The 23,681-nt window shown below is 40.9% G+C and carries 23 protein-coding genes and 1 pseudogene; 17 read left to right on the top strand and 7 right to left on the bottom strand.

From position 1 onward, the window contains the following. Positions 1–44: 44 nt before the first annotated feature. Positions 45–1,103, top strand: a complete 1,059-nt coding sequence (locus B3Q46_RS06370; protein WP_286713992.1) for an RNA-guided endonuclease InsQ/TnpB family protein — start codon at positions 45–47, stop codon at positions 1,101–1,103. A 73-nt stretch (positions 1,104–1,176) separates the two neighbouring features. Here B3Q46_RS06370 and B3Q46_RS06375 read toward each other — a convergent pair whose 3' ends face one another. From B3Q46_RS06375 to gmk, 3 genes are all read right to left on the bottom strand, one after another. Then, positions 1,177–3,282, bottom strand: a complete 2,106-nt coding sequence (locus B3Q46_RS06375) for a RelA/SpoT family protein (protein WP_004787093.1) — start codon at positions 3,280–3,282, stop codon at positions 1,177–1,179. Positions 3,283–3,499: 217 nt separating this feature from the next. After that, positions 3,500–3,781, bottom strand: a complete 282-nt coding sequence (gene rpoZ, locus B3Q46_RS06380; protein WP_004650579.1) for a DNA-directed RNA polymerase subunit omega — start codon at positions 3,779–3,781, stop codon at positions 3,500–3,502. A 77-nt stretch (positions 3,782–3,858) separates the two neighbouring features. Further along, positions 3,859–4,482 (bottom strand): guanylate kinase, encoded by a 624-nt coding sequence (gene gmk, locus B3Q46_RS06385; protein ID WP_004787090.1) that lies wholly within the window; start codon positions 4,480–4,482, stop codon positions 3,859–3,861. A gap of 135 nt (positions 4,483–4,617) precedes the next feature. On the opposite strand from gmk, the gene ispH reads away from it, so the two are divergent. From ispH to rplS, 12 genes are all read left to right on the top strand, one after another. Further along, positions 4,618–5,568 (top strand): 4-hydroxy-3-methylbut-2-enyl diphosphate reductase, encoded by a 951-nt coding sequence (gene ispH, locus B3Q46_RS06390; protein WP_286713993.1) that lies wholly within the window; start codon positions 4,618–4,620, stop codon positions 5,566–5,568. A gap of 162 nt (positions 5,569–5,730) precedes the next feature. Next, on the top strand, positions 5,731–6,156 hold the full coding sequence (locus B3Q46_RS06395) for a pilus assembly FimT family protein (protein WP_286713994.1): 426 nt from the start codon (positions 5,731–5,733) through the stop codon (positions 6,154–6,156). 10 nt (positions 6,157–6,166) lie between these two features. Beyond that, on the top strand, positions 6,167–6,613 hold the full coding sequence (locus tag B3Q46_RS06400) for a type IV pilus modification PilV family protein (protein WP_179992164.1): 447 nt from the start codon (positions 6,167–6,169) through the stop codon (positions 6,611–6,613). Then, positions 6,606–7,454, top strand: coding sequence for a PilW family protein (locus B3Q46_RS06405; RefSeq protein ID WP_286713995.1), 849 nt, complete (start codon positions 6,606–6,608; stop codon positions 7,452–7,454). Before B3Q46_RS06400 ends, B3Q46_RS06405 begins: the two co-directional genes overlap by 8 nt. After that, positions 7,451–8,242 (top strand): hypothetical protein, encoded by a 792-nt coding sequence (locus B3Q46_RS06410; protein ID WP_286713996.1) that lies wholly within the window; start codon positions 7,451–7,453, stop codon positions 8,240–8,242. Before B3Q46_RS06405 ends, B3Q46_RS06410 begins: the two co-directional genes overlap by 4 nt. A gap of 10 nt (positions 8,243–8,252) precedes the next feature. Further along, a complete protein-coding gene (locus tag B3Q46_RS06415; RefSeq protein WP_286713997.1) occupies positions 8,253–11,885 on the top strand; it encodes a pilus assembly protein in 3,633 nt (1,210 codons plus the stop codon). A gap of 2 nt (positions 11,886–11,887) precedes the next feature. Beyond that, positions 11,888–12,292 carry a type IV pilin protein gene (locus tag B3Q46_RS06420; protein WP_286713998.1) on the top strand — a complete coding sequence of 135 codons (405 nt, stop codon included), beginning with the start codon at positions 11,888–11,890 and terminating at the stop codon, positions 12,290–12,292. 8 nt (positions 12,293–12,300) lie between these two features. Then, positions 12,301–12,720, top strand: coding sequence for a type IV pilin protein (locus B3Q46_RS06425; RefSeq protein WP_286713999.1), 420 nt, complete (start codon positions 12,301–12,303; stop codon positions 12,718–12,720). A 138-nt stretch (positions 12,721–12,858) separates the two neighbouring features. Next, entirely contained in the window at positions 12,859–13,116 is a 258-nt protein-coding gene (gene rpsP / locus B3Q46_RS06430; RefSeq protein ID WP_004826436.1) for a 30S ribosomal protein S16, read from the top strand. A gap of 21 nt (positions 13,117–13,137) precedes the next feature. Next, positions 13,138–13,686, top strand: coding sequence for a ribosome maturation factor RimM (gene rimM, locus B3Q46_RS06435; protein ID WP_004787070.1), 549 nt, complete (start codon positions 13,138–13,140; stop codon positions 13,684–13,686). 43 nt (positions 13,687–13,729) lie between these two features. Then, positions 13,730–14,479: a tRNA (guanosine(37)-N1)-methyltransferase TrmD gene (gene trmD, locus B3Q46_RS06440; RefSeq protein WP_034704491.1), complete on the top strand. Its 750-nt coding sequence runs from the start codon at positions 13,730–13,732 to the stop codon at positions 14,477–14,479. Positions 14,480–14,650: 171 nt separating this feature from the next. After that, positions 14,651–15,022 carry a 50S ribosomal protein L19 gene (gene rplS, locus B3Q46_RS06445; RefSeq protein ID WP_004787066.1) on the top strand — a complete coding sequence of 124 codons (372 nt, stop codon included), beginning with the start codon at positions 14,651–14,653 and terminating at the stop codon, positions 15,020–15,022. Between the two features lie 60 nt (positions 15,023–15,082). On the opposite strand, the gene B3Q46_RS06450 is transcribed toward rplS, so the two are convergent. The 3 genes and pseudogenes from B3Q46_RS06450 to B3Q46_RS06460 all read right to left on the bottom strand — a co-directional run bounded on the left by B3Q46_RS06450 (position 15,083) and on the right by B3Q46_RS06460 (position 18,778). Further along, entirely contained in the window at positions 15,083–16,063 is a 981-nt protein-coding gene (locus tag B3Q46_RS06450) for a lipase family alpha/beta hydrolase (protein ID WP_286714000.1), read from the bottom strand. 169 nt (positions 16,064–16,232) lie between these two features. Next, positions 16,233–17,243, bottom strand: a pseudogene (locus B3Q46_RS06455) (lipase family alpha/beta hydrolase). Between the two features lie 506 nt (positions 17,244–17,749). After that, positions 17,750–18,778, bottom strand: a complete 1,029-nt coding sequence (locus B3Q46_RS06460) for a lipase secretion chaperone (protein ID WP_286714001.1) — start codon at positions 18,776–18,778, stop codon at positions 17,750–17,752. A 153-nt stretch (positions 18,779–18,931) separates the two neighbouring features. Here B3Q46_RS06460 and truB point away from each other — a divergent pair, with 153 nt between their 5' ends. From truB to B3Q46_RS06475, 3 genes are all read left to right on the top strand, one after another. Then, positions 18,932–19,837, top strand: a complete 906-nt coding sequence (gene truB / locus B3Q46_RS06465; protein ID WP_180053739.1) for a tRNA pseudouridine(55) synthase TruB — start codon at positions 18,932–18,934, stop codon at positions 19,835–19,837. 15 nt (positions 19,838–19,852) lie between these two features. After that, positions 19,853–20,620, top strand: coding sequence for a sulfite exporter TauE/SafE family protein (locus tag B3Q46_RS06470; RefSeq protein ID WP_004787054.1), 768 nt, complete (start codon positions 19,853–19,855; stop codon positions 20,618–20,620). Positions 20,621–20,748: 128 nt separating this feature from the next. Further along, complete coding sequence (locus B3Q46_RS06475) at positions 20,749–21,216, top strand: hemerythrin domain-containing protein (protein WP_179992156.1); 468 nt, start codon at positions 20,749–20,751, stop codon at positions 21,214–21,216. Positions 21,217–21,288: 72 nt separating this feature from the next. On the opposite strand, the gene B3Q46_RS06480 is transcribed toward B3Q46_RS06475, so the two are convergent. Continuing rightward, entirely contained in the window at positions 21,289–22,173 is an 885-nt protein-coding gene (locus B3Q46_RS06480) for an EamA family transporter (protein WP_286714002.1), read from the bottom strand. 332 nt (positions 22,174–22,505) lie between these two features. On the opposite strand from B3Q46_RS06480, the gene B3Q46_RS06485 reads away from it, so the two are divergent. Further along, a complete protein-coding gene (locus B3Q46_RS06485) occupies positions 22,506–23,654 on the top strand; it encodes a hypothetical protein (protein WP_286714003.1) in 1,149 nt (382 codons plus the stop codon). Positions 23,655–23,681: the final 27 nt, after the last annotated feature.

Raw genomic sequence — 23,681 nt, forward strand, 5'->3', positions numbered from 1 at the left:
TTTAAAATCAACACCTTTAATTTAACATGATCTAAAATAAGCTCATGAAAACACTTAAATTACGCATAAAAGACAAACATTGCAAGGTGCTAGACCAATTAGCATCTGAGGTGAACTTTGTTTGGAATTATGTGAATGATTTGAGTTTCAAACACCTGAAAAGAACAGGTGACTTTTTCTCAGCATTTGATATGACTCAATACACAAAAGGAACTTCAAAATTGTGTGGTTTGCATAGTCAAACAGTGCAAGGGATAACAGAAGAATATGTTGATAAAAGAAGACAACACAAGAAAGCAAAGCTGAAATGGCGTGTGAGTAACAAGAAGTCAGCAAGACGTTCGCTTGGTTGGATACCATTTAAAAAAGTAGCGATTAAATATGCTGATGGATATGTGCAATACGGCAAGCAGAAATTTAAGCTATGGGATAGCTACGGCATAAGTAAATACAGCGTGAGAACAGGCTCATTCGTTGAGGATAGTCGTGGGCGCTGGTATGTGTGTCTTGTTGTGGACTCACCTAAACAAGACAAACCAACGGCAACTAAAGCGATTGGTATTGATCTTGGTCTAAAAGACGTTGCCACCTGCTCAGATGGTACTGTAATTTCAAATCCTAAGTTTTACCGTAATTACGAGCAGAAATTAGGGATTGCTCAAAGAGCAAGAAATAAAAAACGTGTACGTGCATTACACGCTAAAATTGCCAATTGTCGTAAAGACCATTTGCATAAAGCAAGCACTCTGCTTGTGAAAGAAAATGCACTGATTGTTGTAGGTGACTTAAGTGCGAGCAAACTTGTAAAAACCAAGATGGCGAAATCTGTTTTGGACACAGGATTTTCAGCACTGAAAACAATGCTCAAGTATAAATGCGAGAACGCAGGGGTATTGTTTGAGGAATTCAGTGAGAAATTCACAACCCAAATCTGTTCGTGCTGCGGTGAAATCACCTCTAGCAGTCCCAAAGGTAGAACAGATTTGCGAATAAGAGTATGGGAATGTGAGTGTGGAAGTATAAATCATCGTGATTTAAATTCCGCTAAGAACATACTTGCGCTTGGGCATGAGCGTCTAGCAGTAGGAATCCGCTTGCTTTAGCTGGAGGATGTCAACATCAACATACATCATATTAGATCAATTCAACTGACAAAAGCATTATCGTTTTAAATGATTAACTGGCTTTAGAGGTTTCAGCAATATTGAGCGGTTGTTCTAAGCGGGTAATACGTGGAAAACCAAAATGCATGCGTAAATCACGAATAATCTTGGCAATCTGTTTACGGTTATGCACCACAATATTTACATAAGTTTTGCCATCATAATTACGTACCATCTCTACACCTGTATGGCCTTTACGACATTGATAAATCAGATCAGAAATCTGTTCATCGTCCATGGCCTGATCAATACAGAGGTAGGCGGTAAAGCTGACATCATCCAGGTCTTCAGTCGTCCATTGTAGAGGCATAATATTTTCAGGATGCATATGTTGTTCCTGCAATAAATTATGACAACGGGCACGATGTACAATCAGGCCACGACGAGTCAGATGACCTTGAATCGGATCACCAAGTACCGGGTTACAGCAATGGGCGTATTTAACATCTACACCTTCAGTACCTTGAATCAGGCGACCTGAACTATTCGCATTTTGATGCTGGTCATGTGCGAATAAATGGTTGGCGACCAGTTGTGGTAATAAGTCACCTACAGCAATCTGTTCAAATAGTTGCTCTTTAGTCGGAACATGACGCCATTCCAGTACATTCTTCCAGTCAGCTTCGGTCAGATCACGAATAGAACACTGGAAAAGTTTTAAGGCACGGTTGAGGGCCTGTTGACCCACAAGGCGTTGTTCATCAATGTCCTGATCACGCAGGATATTCTGAATCGCGCGACGGGCTTTTTGGGTGTTAATAAAACTGAGCCAGTCCGGGTTTGGGGTTGCAAGAACATCAGTGATAACTTCAACGACCTGACCACTCAATAATGGCGTAGAAAGCGGTTTGGTTTCACCATTAATTTTAGCGCCAATAGCGTGGTTACCCAGGAACAGGCTGGCAGCATAGGCAAAATCAACTGCAGTCGCACCTTGCGGTAATTCATGCAGATGACCGTGAGGGGTATAAACCCAAATTTTTTCCTGATGCAAATAATCCAGTAATTCGCTGAACGTAGTTTTGGCGCATTCACCATCAACCAATACGTTCAGATTTTGCATGGATGCTTGAATGGCAGAGCGACAGGCTTGAGGGGCATTTTCACCAAGTACGACGCCAAAGCGTGCAGCTTTACGCATCAGTTCAGTTTGAATAGTTAGCGATAAAGTAGTCTTTTCGCCTTTTAAGCGCATGGTTAAAGACTGGTTGCCGCCTGGAAGGGGACGGCGAATATTGTCCTGATAATTTTGAACCGTAAAACTTTCAGTCAGGATATCGGCAAGGCGGTCACAATCGGCAATACTCTGTAAGATAATTTCAAATGCGTGGCTATGTGTAAGTTCCTGCAGATCAATATCATTTTTTACAAAATGGCGTAATAGCTCGATATTATTGTTTTTCTTTTTAACCCGGCCTTCAATGGCATATTGCTGTAGTAATTCGTTAAGTTTCTGTTCCCACTTGGCCTGATATTCACAGCGTTTAGGCTTGGTTTCTAAAAGGGCAGCCTGGACATCATTATACATATCCAGATCCAGATTCTGATAACAGAGATGTTCCAGATTATCTGCCATTTCGTTCATGCCGACCAAGCGTGCCATTGGAACGAAAATTTCAAAGGTTTCACGGGCAATACGAGCACGTTTATCCGGGCGTAATGCTTCCAACGTAGTCATGTTGTGATAGCGATCTGCCAGTTTCACAATAATGACACGTGGATCCTGTAAAGTCGCTTGCAGAATTTTACGGAAAGAGGCTGCTTTATTATACTCTTTATCGCTGGAATGGCTGAGCTTAGTGACCCCATCAACCAGCTCTGCAACCGTGCTGCCAAATTTTTCTGTAATGTCATCTTTATTGAAGTCGGTATCTTCAATGACATCATGCAGCAGCGCTGCCATTAAGGTTTCAGTATCTAGACGCATATGGGCCAGAATACAGCTCACCGCGATAGGGTGCAGAATATAAGGTTCACCACTTTTACGGGTAATGCCATCATGGGCGATATCGGCATAATCACAGGCCGCAAGCACACGTTCGACATCGCTTTCACTTAAATACGCGTCGATGATGATTTTTAACTGTTGCTTAGCTTCACTGACCTGTGGGCCTGGCATAAAACACCTTTAAAACTGGATTTTTTAACAAATAAAACAGAAAAAGCTCGTATGAAATGTATAACATAAAGTGGGTCAGTTTTTTCATATCAACAAGTGAAAAATTTATACTGACTTTAGAGCTAACCCTTATGTTATAACCGTTCTGCGCAAAATATAAAAGTCACAGAACAAAAAAAGCCTAGTTTAAAACTAGGCTTTTCGGAATGGTTTATTCTTATTGGAAAGAAAAACCATCTAAATTTAGATTATTTGCAGAAAGAGCAAGGTCTAAACTTGAAGTTTGATAATCTTGATCACGTTGTTTCAAAATATCTTTTGATACATGACCTGCAGCGATTTCACGTAAAGCAACTACAGTCGGTTTGTCATTGTCCCATTCTACAGTTGGTTCAATGCCTTGACGTGCCAATTGACGCGCGCGTTTGCTTGCCACTAGTACAAGCTCAAAGCGGTTGTCTACATGGTCTAAACAATCTTCAACGGTTACGCGTGCCATAAGAATTCTCGTTTTGAATAGTAAATTTCAACAGACTGCACAGTATAAAATGCTTTGTCTGGAGACTCAAGTTTTAATCACTGTTCGCTTGGAGTAATTAGAGCCTGGATCAGTTTTTCATGGCGGGTCGCTTGTTGGGAAAGTACCAGTCGATTGGCAATAATCACAGACTCAAGATCATGTAATGCCTTATTAAAGTCATCATTGATAATGACATAATCAAAGTTGACATACTGCTGCATGTCTTCGACTGCACAGCTAAGACGGTGTTCAATCACCTCAACAGAATCTGTTCCACGGTTGGAAAGACGCTGACGCAAATCAAACTGGCTTGGCGGAAGAATGAAAATCTGTTTAGATTCAGGAAAAAGTCGACGGACTTGTTGTGCACCTTGCCAGTCAATTTCAAGCAATACATCATGACCTTTAGCAAGTTGTTCTTTTACAGTCGCTTGTGCTGTACCGTAATAATTACCAAAGACTTCGGCATATTCAATAAAACCACCTTCTTCAACCAGGTTTAAAAAATCTTCTTTAGTCGAGAAATGATAATGTACGCCATCGAGTTCGCCAGGTCGTTGACCGCGTGTCGTATGAGAAACAGAAACATGAAGATTGTTGACGCGTTCAAGTAATGCTTTAACGAGGGATGTTTTGCCCGTTCCAGACGCTGCAGAAACGACAAACAAGAGACCCGACATGATATTTTTCCTGATATGATAAAATATCTTCTCTATTTTAGAGTAGACCGGCTTTAAACTAAATAGTTGTACGTCGATTGTTTTACATTTATTTCAATTGTAGCGCCATAAATTGAGTGAGTATTGAGGATTTCTATGGAAATTGTTTTAGCTAACCCGCGTGGTTTCTGTGCCGGTGTGGATCGTGCCATTGCGATCGTGAACCGCGCCCTAGAATGCTTTAATCCACCAATTTATGTGCGTCATGAAGTGGTGCATAACAAATTTGTCGTAGATGATTTACGTCAACGCGGTGCAATCTTTGTCGATGAGCTAGATGAAGTTCCGGATGACAATATCGTGATTTTTAGTGCACATGGTGTGTCTAAGGCTGTGCAGCAGGAAGCCGAACGCCGTGGTTTAAAAGTTTTTGATGCAACCTGTCCTCTAGTCACTAAAGTACATATTGAGGTGACCAAATATGCCCGTGAGGGAGTAGAAGCGATTCTAATTGGTCATGAGGGTCATCCAGAAGTTGAAGGCACCATGGGGCAATATGATAAAAATAATGGCGGTGACATTTATCTGGTTGAAGATGAAGAGGATGTTGCCGCTTTAACAGTTCGCAATCCTGAGAAAGTCGCTTTTGTGACCCAAACGACTTTGTCGATTGACGATACAGCGAAAGTCATTGATGCGCTTCGCAAAAAATTTCCGAATATTCAAGGTCCACGCAAAGATGATATTTGCTATGCGACACAAAACCGCCAGGATGCTGTACGTGATTTAGCTGCACGTTGCGATGTTGTGTTGGTTGTAGGATCACCGAATTCATCCAATTCAAACCGTTTGCGCGAACTGGCGGAACGTATGGGGAAGGCGGCCTATCTGGTTGATAATGCAGATGAGCTCAAGCAGGAGTGGTTTACCAATATTTCTAAAATTGGGGTAACTGCAGGTGCTTCCGCCCCGGAAATTTTAATTAAGCAGGTGATTCAGCGTTTACAGGATTGGGGTGCACAGGCACCCAAAGAGCTGAATGGGCGAGAAGAGAATATTACATTTAGTCTGCCAAAAGAGTTACGTATTCCTGTAACACAGGCTTAAATTGTTAATTATTTAACAATTTATTTTTTATTAAAAAACAAACAGATAGCTATAATATGACAGTTATCTGTTTTTTTATGCCTTTTATCTACTCTGTGTAGGTTTTGTAAAATTTATAGATATTATTTTTAATAGGGGAAAGTTTTGGAGCTGGGGAAGAGTGTGCAAAAGAATAAAGGTTTTACGTTAATTGAGCTCATGGTGACCATTGCGGTGATGGCGATTATCGCGATGATGGCGGCTCCTTCTATGAATGATTTTAGAAAGAACCAACAGTTAAAAGAACAGGAAAATAAAATTAAATTGGCACTTACAGAGGCGCGTACAGAGGCACGTTTGCAAAATAAACCTATGACAGTTGTGTTTAGTGCATCAAGTTCGGGTGCATCTAATACAATTTTTGTTGATGTAGATAGTTCTAAATTTAATTTTAATATGAAGAGTAAAAAAATAACTTTTTACAGTAATGGTTTGGCTGACACTTCTGAGGGATCATGTTTGAGTATTTCTGATATTGATGGGGAGCGAACTAAAGCATTAAAAATAGAAAAATTGGGAATACTTTCAACTAGTAACAGTTGTTCTTGAGGTTGAGTGAATGATAAGTAGTCAAAAAGGTGTGGGCTTAATTGAAATTATTACTTCTTTAGTCATTCTTGCAATCGCTGCTATGGGATTTGTTGCCTTGCAATATCGAACCTTGGAAATGGCATCCGAATCTTTAAGTCGTGTTGAAGCTGTCAATATAGCTCGGAATTTATCTGAGCGGATGTATGTGAGTCGTACCTCTTATACGAATTGTTTTAAAGGGTCATGTTCTGGAGATACATTTGCAGGTAAGGATTGGAATGAAATGCATGAGTTGGCAGCCGCTAGAGGTATGAATATAGGAGTCTATAAATGTCCAGAAACGACAAATGGGCGTCAATGTATTTATGTTGCTTGGGGCGAGACAGATGCTAAGCCTGGTTCTTGCACTGAAACTGCTAAATTTGCATATAAGTCTGATGCCAAGTGTGTAGTGGTGGAGGCATTCAATGAATAAATCTCATCTAGGTTTCACACTTGTTGAGCTTATGGTATCTCTGGTACTTGGCCTCATTATTGTCGGGGCGGCTTTTCAGATGTTGCTGTCTGGGCAGCGCAGTTTAGCGTTTCAAGAATCAATTCAAGGACTGCAAGATAATGCGAACATAGGCATTACTTATGTTGCAGATGATATTAAGCTTACAAACCTTAATTTGCCATTTACAGAAATTAAACCTGATCAGGTGTCGGGGCTAATTGTAAATACGAGCAATTATCTGACTGGAGCTGCGAGTACAAGTGTTTCTGGCGAGGGGGTTAAATCATCTTTCATAGCTGATAAAAGTGACGTATTGGTTATTCAATATAAACCAGATCAATCTAAAGAATATGATTGCGAAGGAAATACGATTAATGCTGATGACATAGTTGTTCAACGTTACTTTATACGTAAAGACGATAATGGCAGCGCAAACGACTTTGTATTGGCTTGTGATGCCGGGAAATACAAAGATGGTGTAGCACTTTCAGGTCTAGATGGGAAGGGCCAAATTATTATGAAAGGGGTTGATCTTTTTAAAGTGCGAATAGGTGTTAAAGATAAAGATAATAATTTGTCATATAAAACTTTAGATGAGTTTGCTGATGAACCTAATACATCTAAAGCTGTCTCTCTACAGATTGGAGTTTTAGCAAGGTCTTTAGATAGCATTAATACGAACTCGGAAGAAAAATTAGAGCATAAGATATTTGGTGATAAATATACGATCAAAAAGCCGCCATCTGTAACGACTAAATATGTGTGGATTCCAGTCGAACGTACGATTGCGCTTCGTAATGGACTGGGGGAAGAGTTATGAACAAAGTCAATCAACAAGGTTCAACAATTATTGTGGTTATGGTGGTTGTTATTTTACTAACGATCATTGGTGCTATGGCTATGCGTGGCGGTATGTTTGGGTTAAGAATTGCGACCAATAGCCAAGCGAATAATATTATGGATCAAAATAATGATGCCTCTTTTTATTATATTGAAAACTTGGATTTTATTAAGAGTCAGCTGGTTGGAACGGGGTTGTTCGGCTTTCCAAAGATGGAAAGTAATCGGAATAAAGAATTAGTTATTTGTTATCGAGGAAAGTCACCAAAGTTCTATCAAATAGGAAATGCGAGTTTAATTTACTCTGATATTTCGATGAATGATGATGATATACCTGAAGATAAAGTACATATTCAACATATAGGTGGTTCAACCAAGATGGGTTTTTGTCAAACCAACGACTCTAAAGCTGACTATGTAAGTGGGCGTGGTGCCGCAATGACTCAAATTGCTGTACGTGTTGCTGGATATCCTGAGGATGAGCCATTTGCGCATTATCAAATTGGGACTGATGTTGAAAATGCAAAGTTAGAGGATACATTACGTGTAGTGATTACCTCCACGACTGTTATGCCTACACTTAGTTCTACCAAAGATAAAACTATTAATATGTGTATGCAAAACTTAAGTTATATCGATGATTCTAGTTCTGACTTGCAAACGGTTTCAGAGTGCTTAAGTGGTGCAAGTGTGCCTTATAAAACTCAAGTCGCAGAATACAATTTAGGACAGTTTATTAAGAAATATGTTGCTCCAGCAAGCTCATAGGAGAGCCGTTATGAAAAATAGCACACAGATGAAAAAAAAATGGATGCAATTTAAAGTATCGGCTTTATCTGCATTAGTGACAGCTTTAATTTTAAGTGGTATTCCTACTCAAATCTCAGCGTCCGATATTGATATTTATCAGGCGGGTGGTACTGGAAATATCGATGTACATTTCATGCTTGATATTTCAGGAAGTATGGGGGTCTATTCATTGTTTGATGATTACCAATACTATGATTCTGATAATAATATTAAAAAATTAGGTCAAAGTTGTACTACAAAAAACGTTAGTTATGGAGGGTTTGAAAAGGTAAGTACTTTTACTGCGAATAAAGGTATAAAGGTGATCACCTTCACAAGTTATGGAAACGGGAAGAATTATAAAAAAGATGGAAGTAATTACTATGAAGTGAGTAGTGGTGGAGATTATAAAATAGATGATTATTATGATGCTAAACGTGGGGATAGATCTAATTTATATGTCTGGAAAGATAACTTGGTGACTAAATCTGTGGAATCTTGTAATGATGAATATGCTTGTAAGGGGGCATTATTCCAGCAATATAGTACCTACTATATTTACAATGGTGAATATTTACCAGAAAATTTAACTGTTCAATTTGGTGGAAATGAATATATTTATGCCCCTCAAGGAGAAGCCTATTGTCGAGTAGAATTAGGTGTAATGGGAACATCAAATGTAGAAGAAGAATATAAAAATAAAATTAAAAGATCTTGTGAACCAGAAAGCTCCGGTTCAGATACATATAGGTGTTTAACAAGACTAGCAAAAATGAAAAAAGGTTTACTTGAGTTAGTGGCTAGTGATACGACTCAACCCCATATGAATTATAGTTTAGGTTATTATCCATTAACAGATAATACACAAAATGGTTCTGTCATTAATTTTGGAACCTCAACAAACCAAAAAAAATTCTTAGCTATGGATAAAGAGGGTAAGCAAAAGTTTTTATCCGAAATTACCAAATTAAAAGCATTTGGTGGGACTCCAATATCGCAAGCTTATGAAGTTTCCAGGGGGTTGTTTGATAAAACTGCTGTAAATGCCAAACAAAGCTGTTTAGGTCAAGGGATATATTTTTTGACCGATGGAGAGCCTAGTAGTGCTGGTAATAATTATTGGTCAAATATCCATACTAATGCCGCTTCTAAAAGGACGGTGAATGGTGTATTAACAGCAACAGTAGGGTTTGGTGGAGGATATGACTTAAAAGAAAGTGGAGGAAATGGGGGATTCTTCAATTGTGATTCATTAACTAAAAATGATCATAAGTCATTATGTAAGTGGGGAGAAAAAGCACAGAGCAATGGAAATGGTGGATTTTATAATGCTCAATCAACACAGGATCTTGTAAAAAGTATTGAACAATTTGTTGATGATGTTTCTGTGGAAATCGAAGGTTCTACCATGGGAACCAATACTATTCCTGTGGATGCATTGAATCCAACACAATTACAAAACTATTCATATTTCCCGATGTTTAAACCAATTGCTGGAGGTAAAGAGCAGTTATGGGCTGGCAACCTCAAGAAATTTAAAGTTAAAACTAGTACGGGTACAGTCGTAGATCAATCAGATAAGCCTGTATTTAAAGATGGAAAAATACAAGAAAAGTTAAGCGATTATTGGTTTGAAGCGAATGGTAGTTCAGATGATGATGTCTATATGGCATGGGGTGGTTTATTAAGTAAGCTTAAAGTCCATCATAAGCCATTAGCTGCTTCTGGACATTTAGGATTTAATCGGAATGTTTATTTAGATGTTGGGGTTAATAATGGCAGTGCTTTAAAGCATGCAGTGACTGATATTCTGAATGGGACTACATCTTTAAACAATAAACAATATTTATATGGGTTATTAGGCTACTCAAAACTCACTCAAAGTGACTTCGATGCATTGGCAAGTAAATCATACAATGACCAAGTAAGCTATTTACAAACAAAAACAGCCAATCAAGACTTCCAAATGGGATCTGTGATTCACTCAACGCCAATCATGTTGACGCAAAAAGGTACCTTTGAGGAAAAAGATGGTGAATATGGTGTTTCTGAGCGGGAGGACTATATTTTAGCAGGGACGACACAAGGTCTAGTTCAGGTTGTAAATGCAGATAATGGTAAAGAAGTCTTTAGCTTCTTACCAAGCGAGTTTTTAACACGCCAAAATAACTCTCAAGAAAAAGGTTTTGCAGAATCTTTGGCAATGAGGCGTTTTTCAACACAAAATACTGATAATTTCTTTTATGGTGTAGATGGACCATGGGTAGCCCATACTGAATACGAGTATAGCTTTGAAGGTGATAAAGAAATTATGACTGCTAAAAAGCAATATGCTTATGGTGGTCTACGTATGGGTGGTAGAAGTTATTATGCACTGGATTTAACTAATTTGGGCAAGACCTCTGGAAAACCAAAACTTCTATTTGCTATTAAACCGGATGATCATACGACTGGAGCTTTGTCTTATATGGGAGAAAGTTGGTCAAAACCAGTCATCACTTATATTCCTTGGAAAGGTCAGAAAAAGTTAGCCATGATTGTGGGTGGTGGTTATGATCGTAAGTATGAACAGCAACTGAGTAATGCTGACTTAAGTGGAAAGGTAGATGGTAATGGAATCTATATCTTTGCTGCTGAAGATTTGGATACTAATACCAAAGCGGGTACTTTGTTGTGGTGGGGAAGTAGTAATGCCACTTCTAAAGGTGGTGCTATTGAGTCTACAGAAATTAAAGCAATGACACATAGTATTCCATCACGTGTGAAAGCGGTCGACCGTAATGGTGATGGTATTACAGATCACTTGTATGTGGGTGATTTGGGTGGACAGGTTTTCCGTATTGATTTTAATTCAAAGTTGGGTTCAAGTGCCGCGAGTAGTAACCTAGTATATCAAGCAAACAAAATAGCAGACCTAAATACCACTGGTAAATCTCCAAGACGTTTCTATGAGGCTCCTACCTTTACCATTCATAAAGATGATAACGGTAAACGCTTTGCAATGGTGACCTTGGCTTCAGGTGATCGTAGTAGTCCATTAGACACGGGCACGTCTTATCCTCAAGATTATGTTGTTGCAATTAAAGATGATACTGTGGCGTCTAGTCCAGTAGGTACTCCTACATTAATTACCCTAGATTCGATGCACGATATAAGTGGTACTGGTAGCTTTAATAGAGGTACTCATAAAGGCTGGTTTTTTCCAATGCCTAAAGTAGGTAAAGATGCGAAGCATCAAGTAAGAGCAATGGAAGAAGGTATAGCATTAGACAATGATCTGTACTATTCACTTTTTAATCCTGATGAAAGTACTGCTAAAGATGGGGATGCAACAGAATGTACTGGCGGGATTGTAGGTAGTAGTTCAGCTTACAAATTTTGCCTGCCTTATGGTGATAAAACTTGTTTTGGAACGACTACATCCACCAACCCTGAGAAAATTGGAGATTTAGGTTCAGGTATTATAGGTTTAACATTTGGTACTGGTCGCTCAACAGCGACTAATAGAACCTTAATTTTTAATAAGGATATTGATCCTAAGCCACCAGAATATACGGTGTCTGACAAATTGATACCTAAACGATGGTTTGAATATTTACCATTTAATTCTGGTGGTGACTAATGATGAAAAGTATTAAAGGATTCACTTTAATAGAGCTCATGATCGTTGTTGTCATCTTGGCAATTGTGGCAGCTATAGCGCTGCCCAGCTATCAAGCTTATGTGCGTAAAGGTAATGAAAAGCTTGCATTACAACAAATTGCTGATCTGAGTCTTGAGCTTGAGAAAGAGAAGTCACGTAACTTTAGTTATGAAGGTATGAATGGAAAAAGTGTGACAGCAAATGCAGGAACAAAACATGTTTATACAACTACTGTCACTTCAGAGTTAAGAAAATGGTCAATAAAGTCTTGTGTTAATCAGGCCTTAGATGATTCAAGTTTATATAAAAATTATGCATCGAATAGTCAGGGGGCAACATGTGAATGGTCTGATACTTCTTGTACAGTACCAGTTAATTGCCAATGAGGAGTCAAATGAAATCATATAAACAAGGTTTTACGCTCATTGAATTAATGATTGTTGTGATCATAATTGGTATTTTGGCTGCAATTGCTTATCCAAGCTATACGGGTTACCAAGAAAGAACCAAACGCGTTGAAGCTCAAAGTGTGATGTTAGATATTGCGCAACAGTTATCAGCATACAAAGTTGCACACGGAAGTTATAAAGATTCATCGACAGCAGCATTTATTACAACGAATGTACCCGATGACGTAAAGAATAATTATGCTCTAGGTTTAGTGCTTGCCAATAATGATCAGACATGGAAACTCACAGCAACTCCGGTGCCTACTGGAAAATTACAAGGTACTGGTGCAATAACGTTAGATAGCACAGGCAAACAGTGCTGGGAGAAAACTTCCGGTGCATGTGAGCCATGGGACGGTAAATAAACCCAAAATTGTAGCCAACCAATTTTTAATCTTTCATTCAGGGCAAACTTCGCGTAAAATATTGCCCTCTATGAAAGGGGTTTGAAGTGTTCCGGTGGTCGGTACATGGATAATCCGTAAAAACTATAAGGTTCTATCATGGTTGTTATTCGTCTTGCACGCGGTGGTGCTAAAAAACGTCCGTTCTATCAAATCATTGTGACTGATAGCCGTAATGCACGTGACGGTCGTTTCATCGAACGTATCGGTTTCTTCAACCCTACAGCTCAAGGTAAAGCAGAAAAACTTCGTTTAGATGCTGACCGTTTTGCTCACTGGGTTTCTCAAGGTGCTCAACCTTCTGAACGTGTTGCTTCTTTAGCTGCTCAAGCTAAGAAAGCTGCAGCTGCTGCTTAATTTTAAGGTAGCAGGTAGCCCATGACACCAACACAGAATGTTCCCGAAGATCGTATTCAGATTGGACAGTTACGTTCAGCATATGGATTAAATGGGTGGCTCTGGGTCTATTCCAATACAGAACCTATGAGCAACATATTTGACTACCTTCCTTGGTACATTGAGACCAAAGCAGGTTGGCAAATTGTCGATGTAAAACGTTGGAAACCACATGGCAAGGGCTTGGTTGTTTCGCTAAAAGGTGTGAGTGATCGTACCGCAGCAGACGGCCTGGTGGGTGCTAATGTCTGGATTTCTAAATCGCAACTGCCTCAACCAGGCGTGGATGAGTATTACTGGTCTGATTTGAAAGGTCTAACTGTATTAGGTCTGGATGAAGAAGAACAGGAAGTGAATCTCGGTCAAATCCATGAAATGTTTGAAACAGGTGCCAATGACGTAATGGTAGTTCGCGCTACTGCTGACAGCGTCGATGGCGAAGAGCGAATGATTCCATGGCATAAAGATGTGGTACAGCGGGTTGATCTCGAAGCTGGTCGTATCTACGTAAATTGGGGCGTAGATTATTAATCCTTAAAAAGGGTTAACACAGCAGGAAAATGAGGAGTCTGCGGTGTTCTTTGCAGTCATTACGCTTTTTCCTGAAATGTTTGAAGCGATTACAGCCTACGGTATTAGCGGGCGCGCAGCAAAACGTGATTTGATGCAAATTCATTGTATTAATCCACGAGAATTTGCTGAAGGGAACTATAAACGGGTGGATGAACGTCCATTTGGTGGTGGTCCCGGTATGGTGATGATGGCTGAGCCATTAGCGAAAGCCATTCATCGTGCCAAAGAGCTTGCAGCGCAAGCGGGTGCAGTTAACGTTCCTGTGGTGTATATGTCACCACAAGGAAAAACCTTAAATGAACCTGCGGTACAGGACTTCGTAAACTATGACGGATTGATTGTACTTTGTGGTCGTTACGAAGGTGTCGATGAACGTTTGATCCAGAAATATGTTGATCAGGAATGGTCGATTGGAGATTACGTATTATCGGGTGGCGAGCTCCCTGCGATGGTGTTATTGGACAGTATTATCCGGAGACTTCCGGGTGCAATGTCAGATGAACAATCACACGTGCAAGACTCATTTGTGGATGGCCTTCTAGACTGCCCACAATATACCAAGCCAGACCATTTTGAAGGGATGGATGTGCCAGATATTTTGAAATCGGGACATCATGCCAATATTGAGAAATGGCGGTTTTTGCAGCGATATCAGCGCACTTTGGAACGCCGACCTGAGTTGGTGGAAAAAGTTGAACTGACCAAGCAGCAAAAGAAATGGCTAAAAGATTTAAAAAGTGGCAACAACTAAACCTGTTGTCCAAATCTGTATTTAAGCAATGTTGTTTAAATACTTAAAATAGGCTCTTTATGCATTGAAGCGGTCAAGCATAAAGGGAAAGTCAATCGGGTCTATGCGATTCAGCCTCTATACCCAGCGATAATCAGACCTCTTCTGACTCGCACATATTGGAGATACCCCATGAGCGGTAAGCATCCTTTAGTACAAGCTGTTGAAAATGCTCAGCTTAAACAAGACATCCCAGCTTTTGCACCAGGTGACACAGTAGTTGTCCAAGTAAAAGTAAAAGAAGGCGACCGTGAACGTCTACAAGCGTTCGAAGGCGTTGTCATTGCTAAGAAAAACCGTGGTCTGAACTCTGCGTTCACAGTACGTAAAATTTCTAGCGGTGTTGGCGTTGAGCGTGTATTCCAAACTCACTCTCCAATCGTTGCTAAAATCGAAGTGAAACGTCGTGGTGACGTTCGTCGTGCTAAACTTTACTACCTACGCGAATTGTCTGGTAAAGCTGCACGTATTCGTGAAAAATTGCCAGCTCGTAAACAAGGTTAATTTTAGCCTTGCTTTTAAGCAAAAAAATGCGCCTTTGGGCGCATTTTTTATGTTTATATTTTATAAACCTTGTAGTTTTAAACGATTAGCATGCTGACGATAAACATCTACAGGGTCTGGTGCGAATATACTCTTTAATCCGAGGACTTGGTTCACTTCATCCAGATGGTTCCAGTTGTAGTTATCCCGAATCGTCTTGCCAAACTTGGCACTACAACGCGCTACTAAACCGTCATTTTCTTTACCCTCATCAATTAAGAGGCTCGTGGCTTTGAGTGCAGAGTCAAGATCCAGAAGATTGGTGACTGTTCCTACGCCAGTAAAGGAATAGTTATAGATCTCTTTATTACCATATTTCCATTTATATTCACCTTCACCACAGGCGGTGGTGGGTATACCAATTGGATATCTCTGGTTAAATTTCGCAGAACCTAATGCCGTTAAACTGCCGCCACCCGCAAGTGAATCATGCGGATAAGAGTTTGGATCCAGACCTTGGGCCCAGGTAATGGCTTTAGAAACCAGATTTATCGTACCGACCAGTGGCGCTTCAATAGCAGTCCCTTCAGCTTTTAAAATCAGGTCTCCAACCGGCGAACCTTTGTGTGGTGCACCTACTGTGGTTAATGAAGCCACCAGTTTAGGTTCTGAACCAGCCACATAACGAATCGTTGGTCCACCATGTGAGTGTCCGATCAAGTTAACTTTATCTGCTCCGGTAATTGCGGCAATTTCCTTAACCTGCTCCAAAAGTTGTTCACCGCGAATTTCAGATGAGTTAAAAGGGGAGACCCGTGTCGCCCAGACATTCGCACCATTACGGGCCAGATCAGGTAAAATCTGATACCAGTAATCCAGTCCAAACTGGTCAGTGCCAACCTGGATGAAACCCGCCATACCATGTGAAAATACAATCGGATATTTGGTTTTGGCATATTGTGAACTGGCTTTTGCCGTCACCTGACTGGCCTGAGTGGAGGCATGAGCCGTGAAGCAGGTCGCTGCCATGAGCAGGCTCGCCGTTAATACTCCATATTTCATCATTATTTCCTCATTCTTGTTGTTGTGTTAAGGCGATCCTCGCCATAATGTGGGGAATAGCCAGCTGAAAAGCTGACCCATTAAGCGTTTTGAGTGTTTTATCTCCCTATTTTTTTAAGTGAAAATAACGAAAAAGCCCTTATATCCGCAGATAGAAGGGCGATGAAAATTATAGATTCTGAAGTTTTAAACGATTGGCATGTTGACGGTACATCGCCACCGGATCCGGAGCAAACAGGCCTTTAAGACCAAACATCATATTGGCCAGATCGGTATGGTTCAGCTTGTACTGGTCATTAATCACCTTACCAATGAATGCACTACAACGGGCAACCATGCCATCGTTGTCTTTATTGCCGTAAGATAAAGGGCCAAGCTGCATCAGGATGGTATCGATATCCAGTGCATTGGTCGCTTGAGCCACACCGGTCCAAGAATAATAATAGATACCGTTACGGTCTTTTGATTTCAGGTTCTTATTACAGTTTTCTATGGAGGCTAAGACACCATCTTGCACCATCTGTTTGGCCACGCTGGCATTAAAAGAGCTGGAGCCAGTTTGGGTCAGGGATTTCATGGATGCATCGAAATCAATTTCCAGTTCAGGTTTGAACTGTCCCAGTGCGATCAGTGGCCCAATAATATAATCACCGAGAATATTGAAAGCAGTGCGGGTGAGGGTATTGTTCTGAATATCATCGGCCATTTTAGAGCCATGATAGGTGCCTGCGACCCCTGTAATGGATGCAATCTGCTGTGGTCGAGTCGCTGCCACATAGAGTACAGTCGGGCCACCATGTGAGTGACCGATGAGATTGATTTTTTCCTTCCCTGTAATTGCCAGCACTTCATCAACCTGATGAATGAGCTGTTCACCACGGTGGGTCGTGGTATTGGCAGGCGACAATTGGGCGGCAAAAACGGTAGAGCCATTACGAGCCATATCCGGCAGAATCTGATACCAGTAATCCAGCCCAATGGTATCGGTACCTATGCGTTACCAGCCTAACCAGCCATGCACCATCAGAATGGGATACTTGGTTTTGGCATAGTCTGATTTGGCTTTTTCGGTGACCTGAACTGCACTTGCTGCCGCCTGGGTTTGTGTTGAAAAGCCAAAACCGAGGCCTGCTGCCAAGGAAAGTGCCAGCATTTGTGTTGTTTTAATAAAAGTACGCATAACCGTTCCTTTGTTCATTTTATTGTTATAAAAAGCAATCATTGCTCGGGAGTATTGATGCACGATAAATATTGAAGTTGAATACCTCGATCATGCAGACCAAATCTTCAATCACGTGCAAAAATTATTATTTTGAAGCAGAAGCATTTTTTCATGCTGATGAGCCAATTCCATGTCATTTTGGGCCACGCCCGGTGAGCACTTGTGAGCACATAAATTTGCAATTTATATACGTATGTATTTTATTGTTAACTCCTTGAAATCTAAGATTGATGAATGTTTAGGCTGAAATAGTTAGAAACAAATAACAATGTTAAAAAAAGTAATCAGCCCAAGAAAATCAAGGCTTTCAGAGGGAAATGGCTCTGTTAAACTCTCAAAATAGAGGTTCGTTGTTACTGTTTTTATATAAGAGATGAGACAAAAAGAAAGGGAATAAGAGAAGATATTCGACGCCATAGCAGTACTGTTTAGCTACGGCGTCAATGAGCAATTTTAGCTGAAAATTAATTGGCAAAGGGTAAGGTTCCACCCTGATCATGTACCTGTTCAAATGTACCTACACGGAGCCGTTCTTCAGGGCGCTGGAAATGTTTCTGACGCAACTGATCAACTGCCTGCTGTTTGGCATTTTCACTCAGGCCACTTTTTAGGATGTTATCGCGCTCGCCCAAGTAACGCGTCACACTGGATTTCCAATTCGCACGTTCATCATCAAGTTTTTCCAGACGTTGGGTTGCTTCAGGACCGACCAGATTCAGGCGCATCTGACGGATTTCTTCCGCAGAACCACCCCGGGCTTTAATATCAGCGGTGAGTTTACGCAGATCTTCCAGTTTATTCAGTTGCTCCAGATTTTCTTGCCAGTCCTGCGGTAACTGCGCAAACAGTTCTTTTAGCTTCTGGGCTTTTTCTGCTTCGCTCAGCTTTTTATCCGCCATGACTGCCATCCGGTCTAAGGTATATTCATGATAGGTATCTTCAGTGCCAAACAGTCCTTCAATTTCATAATCAGAGAAAAAGCGTTTACGCAGGTTCTGGGTGCTGGCATAGATACTGCGGTAGTAAGCTGGATCTTCTTGATCCAGACCTGCAGGTGGAGTCAGTTCTCCCAAACCTTGACGATACTGGATATAACGATCCCAAAGATCCAGAACTTGTGAGAGTGCAGGATCCTGATAATTTTGTTGAATATAGGCTTTAAAATCTCGCTGGATTTGTTCGAGGGTTTTTTCCCCATATTGGGTAATAAAATATTCAAAACAGTTACGGGTCGGTTCATTGACAATCAGGCGATTGCTGGCATCCATCTGCATCTGGCAATTAATTTCCGTATCCTGCTGGCTTGGACTCGGGAATATATTATTTACGGGGCCATTGGCCAGTGCTGCTGCCTGCTGAGCACTGCTTTCATTGGTGGATTGCGGGCCTGAGACACGTGCCTGTGCTTCATCCCTGGGCGCAAGCCATAGAATCAGGGTAATCAAGCACAATACGATGAGCGCAATCACGATCCATAGTTTATATTTCTGCATATCCTATGCACCTTTATTTTAATTATCGGATTATTTTAGATTTTGCATTCGGCAGGATAGGAGATATTGCACCTTATATGCTGTAGAAAAGTTGTAAATAATTGGCAGGGGTTTTACCATTGCGCCAATTTATAAAATGTCTGACTTTTTGCCATGAAAGCTTCATCTCCTAAAATTCAGCGTCGTCATATCAGCGGTGTATTTCTATTAAATAAGCCTCTAGGCATCAGCTCGAATGCTGCATTGCAAAAAGTACGCTGGTTATATCGTGCGCAAAAAGCTGGACATACTGGTGCACTAGATCCCTTGGCCTCCGGTCTTTTACCGATCTGTCTGGGTGAGGCGACCAAATTTTCGCATTATCTGCTGGATTCAACCAAGCGTTACCAGACCACAGTTTTTCTAGGACATAGCACCACCACAGGTGATGTCGAAGGAGAGATTCTGCTGGAAAAACCAGTCCCTGAACTGAATGAAGAGTTGATTCAGGAGACAATTGCCAAGTTTGTCGGTGAGATCCAGCAAGTGCCACCGATGTATTCGGCTCTGAAAAAAGAAGGTCGTCCGCTGTACGAGCTGGCGCGTAAGGGCATTGAAATTGAACGTGAAGCACGTCCAATTACCATTTATGCAATTGAGCTTTTATCTTTTAGTGAAAATAGCATTATGCTGGATGTGACCTGTTCCAAAGGCACTTATATCCGGGTACTCGGCGAAGATATTGCGAAAGCACTTGGTACTTATGGTCATCTGACTTATCTGCACCGGATTCAAACTGGTCATTTTGACCTTATTCCAAGCTATACCATTGAATATCTGGAAAGCTTGACTGAGGCAGAACGTGAAGCACTATTACTGCCAGCTTATGCACCGGTACAACATTTCCCGCAGATTCAGGCACCGGAAGGCCGTGCAGAATATTTTAGCCGAGGTATGGAAAGTAATATCGATCATCCGGCAGAGCCACAGGTGTTGGTCTTTGATGGTGAGAAATGCTTAGGCCTGGCTGAAATCACGGATAAAAAACGTCTGGTACCTAAACGTGTTCTTAATCTCTAGGCGCGTTGAATAACAATGGACATCGAGATTATCCTCAGTCTGGTGCTTTTTGCCTTTATGGCCGGAGCGATTGACGCTGCTGTCGGTGGTGGCGGTCTGATCCAGATCCCGGCGATTATGAGCAGTCTGCCGCAGCTGCAACCTGCCACAGTATTTGGCACTAACAAGCTCGCCTCTATTTTCGGTACAGGCTCAGCAGCCTTTTCCTATCTTAGACAGGTCAAGCTGCCCTGGGTTTTACTTGGTGTAATTGCGCTGTGCAGCTTTATTAGCTCATTTATTGGAGCAGCCAGTGTCACCTTGATTCCGGTGGATATTCTCAAGCCTTTTGTGCTGATCATGCTGATCGTGATTGCGATTTATACCTTCATGAAAAAGCAATTCGGACGGGTACATGTCGAGCAAAAGCTGAATAAAAAGATGCTGATACTGGCAGCATTAGGTAGCCTGGCTATCGGTTTCTATGACGGAATTTTTGGCCCAGGCACGGGCAGTTTCTTTATCTTTTTCTTTATCCGTTATCTGAGCGTGGATTTCTTGCATGCCTCAGCTTTATCGAAAATTGCCAATTTCACTACCAACTTGGCGGCACTGAGTTTCTTTATTCCTACAGGTCATGTGCTGTTTCTAGTCGGTGCCATGATGGCGGCTGCCAATATTTGCGGTTCGCTATTAGGAGTTAAACTGGCCTTTAAATATGGCAGCGGTTTTATCCGGATTCTGTTTCTGATCCTGGTCAGTTTGCTGATTTGCCGTATGGCTTATCAAATGTTTTTAGCCTAAAAATAGATGTAAACTATTCTCAATATTAAAGTTTTTTATACAAATTCGCCTTATAAATATTCCTGACCATTTGCCGGTTTCACTCTATGCTGGAGCAAAGGCATGACAAAAAACAGGAGAAAAATTACATGACCACCATTTTTGAAGCATTAAGGGAAAGTCATGAAATCCAGCGTGATCTGGCAGAAAAATTACTGCAAACTTCGGGGGATTCGCCAGAACGTCGTGAGTTGTTCAAGCAGCTGAAGAATGAACTGTTTGCGCATGAAACCGCAGAAGACCGTTACTTTTATATTCCCTTGATGATGACAGATCCCGGCCTGAACATTACCCGTCACGCCTTGGCAGAACATCATGAAATGGATGAAATGATTGAGGAACTGACTGAAACTGAATTTAGTAGCCCAAGCTGGATTGCAATTGCCAAGAAACTGTCAGATAAGGTACATCATCATTTGAAAGAAGAAGAGCATGCTTTCTTCCAGCAGGCCGGAAAAATTCTGGGAGATGAACAAAAACAGGCTTTAGCGGATCAGTACAAAACTGAATATCAGCGTTATAAAGAAATGAAAAAAGACATGCTGGTTAAAAGCTAATATTTAAATTTATTTAAATTCAAATTTTCATGACAAAAAAAGATGGCCAAAGTGCCATCTTTTTTTATTTATTCAGCTTTCTATTTTCCGGGTTTTATATTTCTGCCGCGCTTCACGCATGGTCACGCCAACTGAAGCCAGCATAATACAAGCCAGTGCTACGGTTTGAAGTAGCGTAATTTTTTCACCCAGCAAGATAAAACCCACCAGAGCTGCCAGAGCTGGAGACAGACTGGAAAGCGTGCCATAACTGGTTTTATTCAAGTGCTGGAGCGCTTTTAAATCCAGCGCATAAGGAATGGCGGTTGCCAGTACTGCAATAGTAATGGCCTTGCCCCAATATTGAGTATCAATCAAAGCAGGGGCATTGTTATACAGTCCGATTGGCAACAAACACAGGGCTGAAATACTGATGGCAATCGTCAGTGCATGCATCCCGATATTTTGCTGTACTACGCGTTGCCCAAAATAGATATACAGCGCCCAGCAGAGGCCAGCCCCTAGGGCGCAGGCTGCACCAAACAGGTCAAAGTTACTGCTATTGGCTTCCCCCCAAGGCACCATCAACACGATACCTAAAATTGCCAATAGCACCCAGACATAGTCCTTACGGTCCTGAATCGAAATTAAGGCCAGTCCTAGCGGGCCAATAAATTCCAATCCGACTGCAATGCCTTGAGGAAGTTTCCCGAGCGACATATAGAACAGAATATTCATCACGCCTAGAGAAGCACTATAGCAGAGCAGATCCCGCCATTTCAGGAATTGTAAACGTCGAATAACTTTCCAGGAACGGAACATGACACAGACAATAATAGCGGCAAAACAGAGTCTTAAAATAGTGACAGTGATCGGGTCAAGCACCAGGAAAAGTTGCTTGGCGAAGGATGCACTGATCTGGTATGAAGTCATGGAAAGAACCATGTACAACACAGCAAGAAGTTGGACGTTTGGCATGGGAGAAACTACTTATACCAGAAGGGTATAATCGAGATACAGAAGAAAGCGGAAGTATACCAAACTGGTTAATTTTTGATGAGTAGGGCAGACGAATATTTTGTGAATGCGAAGCAGAATTTTGATCAGTGAATTTAAATTTTTGATTTCGTCCCCCACCGAAAAAATTAAATTCAACGTTAATTGTTGATGAGATTGTGGTTACAAATTAATCAATTTTTAATTTGATCTTAATTTTATATTTATTAAAATGACTTAGACCTCATGATTTGGGTCAACTTTAAAATAACAATGAAAAATAAAACGATGAAAAAATAATAAGGTAGATAATAATGAAATTAAGATTACTCTCTTGTGCTGTCTTGAGCCTTATGCTGACTGCATGTGGTGGCTCTGATTCTGATAATAACGAGCCAGTCGCAGGTCAACCAACCCCAACCAATCCTGGTAATCCGAGCAATCCTGGAACTCCGGATAATGGTGATGGAACATCAGATACGATTTCTGAATTCTATACCTATCAGTTCAACCTGCCGAATATTGATGCTTCAGATATAGAGTCGGAAAAGCTTCTATTGGCCAGTCATAAAAATAAAATTACTGACGGCATCTTATATGCAGATGATAACCGGGCTGTTGATACTGAATATGATCTTGATGAAGACATGACTTTCCCAATTTATGTTACAGAGAAAGGTGTATTCCCTGCAGATCGTGCCCGTACAGCATTAGGCTATAAACTGGAAAAAGTACTGGAAAATACTTCTGAACAATTTACCAGTCGTCCCGTCACTATTCCGGAAAATAACATCAGCAATCATCGACACCTGGAATGGTACGACCTGTCAGGTAAAGCATTAACTGAACGTACCAATATTGCTGTCGTGAAGATGTATGACGATACCGAGACCAGAGTTTTCTTTGATACTGATACCACGGATGCTGAACGTAAATATTACAATCAGTTTGCTACCAATTTTGTCGGTTTGCAGAAGGCACGTACTTTCCCGAACGGATCTAAATGTTTCCGTATTCTGGCAGAACATCCTGAGGAAGACTTTATTGAATTTGATCCGGATATCAAAACTGGCTATCGTACACTGGCTGAATGGCAGACAGGCGAGTCTGTTCAAGAGATGGCGAAAACCATTTTAGATGGTACGATGGCTAATCTGAAATTTAAAAAAGCCGAATATAAAGACGATGCGCAGCAATATTACAAATACTTTGGGGCAATCGAATATCAGGATGAAATTTATTCCAGTACTTTCTCGGAACATGGAGAGCATATTGATCATGCCGATTATATTGCTCAGGCAAGAAAAGCTGCCTTGGACAATTTAAGGGAAGAGGGTGCAACTCCTCTAATGCTTAAATGGACAGATTACCTGTATGACCATCTTGCTTCGGCATGTGATGGCTATAATGTGACAGCAGCTACTGCATTAAATACGGCTATTAAAGATGCAACGCCACGCTAAGATTAAATTGTCTTGTCCTGAAATAGA

Origin of the sequence: Acinetobacter sp. UBA2581 (assembly GCF_002339435.1) — a bacterium.
Classification (GTDB): Bacteria; Pseudomonadota; Gammaproteobacteria; order Pseudomonadales; family Moraxellaceae; genus Acinetobacter; species Acinetobacter variabilis.

What these genes read in the sequence shown, in the direction of transcription:
- B3Q46_RS06370 (WP_286713992.1), top strand. Translation starts at nt 45, where the DNA reads ATGAAAACACTTAAATTACGCATAAAAGACAAACATTGCAAGGTGCTA.
- B3Q46_RS06375 (WP_004787093.1), bottom strand. Translation starts at nt 3,282, where the DNA reads ATGCCAGGCCCACAGGTCAGTGAAGCTAAGCAACAGTTAAAAATCATC.
- rpoZ (WP_004650579.1), bottom strand. Translation starts at nt 3,781, where the DNA reads ATGGCACGCGTAACCGTTGAAGATTGTTTAGACCATGTAGACAACCGC.
- gmk (WP_004787090.1), bottom strand. Translation starts at nt 4,482, where the DNA reads ATGTCGGGTCTCTTGTTTGTCGTTTCTGCAGCGTCTGGAACGGGCAAA.
- ispH (WP_286713993.1), top strand. Translation starts at nt 4,618, where the DNA reads ATGGAAATTGTTTTAGCTAACCCGCGTGGTTTCTGTGCCGGTGTGGAT.
- B3Q46_RS06400 (WP_179992164.1), top strand. Translation starts at nt 6,167, where the DNA reads ATGATAAGTAGTCAAAAAGGTGTGGGCTTAATTGAAATTATTACTTCT.
- B3Q46_RS06405 (WP_286713995.1), top strand. Translation starts at nt 6,606, where the DNA reads ATGAATAAATCTCATCTAGGTTTCACACTTGTTGAGCTTATGGTATCT.
- B3Q46_RS06410 (WP_286713996.1), top strand. Translation starts at nt 7,451, where the DNA reads ATGAACAAAGTCAATCAACAAGGTTCAACAATTATTGTGGTTATGGTG.
- B3Q46_RS06415 (WP_286713997.1), top strand. Translation starts at nt 8,253, where the DNA reads ATGAAAAATAGCACACAGATGAAAAAAAAATGGATGCAATTTAAAGTA.
- B3Q46_RS06420 (WP_286713998.1), top strand. Translation starts at nt 11,888, where the DNA reads ATGAAAAGTATTAAAGGATTCACTTTAATAGAGCTCATGATCGTTGTT.
- B3Q46_RS06425 (WP_286713999.1), top strand. Translation starts at nt 12,301, where the DNA reads ATGAAATCATATAAACAAGGTTTTACGCTCATTGAATTAATGATTGTT.
- rpsP (WP_004826436.1), top strand. Translation starts at nt 12,859, where the DNA reads ATGGTTGTTATTCGTCTTGCACGCGGTGGTGCTAAAAAACGTCCGTTC.
- rimM (WP_004787070.1), top strand. Translation starts at nt 13,138, where the DNA reads ATGACACCAACACAGAATGTTCCCGAAGATCGTATTCAGATTGGACAG.
- rplS (WP_004787066.1), top strand. Translation starts at nt 14,651, where the DNA reads ATGAGCGGTAAGCATCCTTTAGTACAAGCTGTTGAAAATGCTCAGCTT.
- B3Q46_RS06450 (WP_286714000.1), bottom strand. Translation starts at nt 16,063, where the DNA reads ATGAAATATGGAGTATTAACGGCGAGCCTGCTCATGGCAGCGACCTGC.
- B3Q46_RS06460 (WP_286714001.1), bottom strand. Translation starts at nt 18,778, where the DNA reads ATGCAGAAATATAAACTATGGATCGTGATTGCGCTCATCGTATTGTGC.
- truB (WP_180053739.1), top strand. Translation starts at nt 18,932, where the DNA reads ATGAAAGCTTCATCTCCTAAAATTCAGCGTCGTCATATCAGCGGTGTA.
- B3Q46_RS06470 (WP_004787054.1), top strand. Translation starts at nt 19,853, where the DNA reads ATGGACATCGAGATTATCCTCAGTCTGGTGCTTTTTGCCTTTATGGCC.
- B3Q46_RS06475 (WP_179992156.1), top strand. Translation starts at nt 20,749, where the DNA reads ATGACCACCATTTTTGAAGCATTAAGGGAAAGTCATGAAATCCAGCGT.
- B3Q46_RS06480 (WP_286714002.1), bottom strand. Translation starts at nt 22,173, where the DNA reads ATGCCAAACGTCCAACTTCTTGCTGTGTTGTACATGGTTCTTTCCATG.
- B3Q46_RS06485 (WP_286714003.1), top strand. Translation starts at nt 22,506, where the DNA reads ATGAAATTAAGATTACTCTCTTGTGCTGTCTTGAGCCTTATGCTGACT.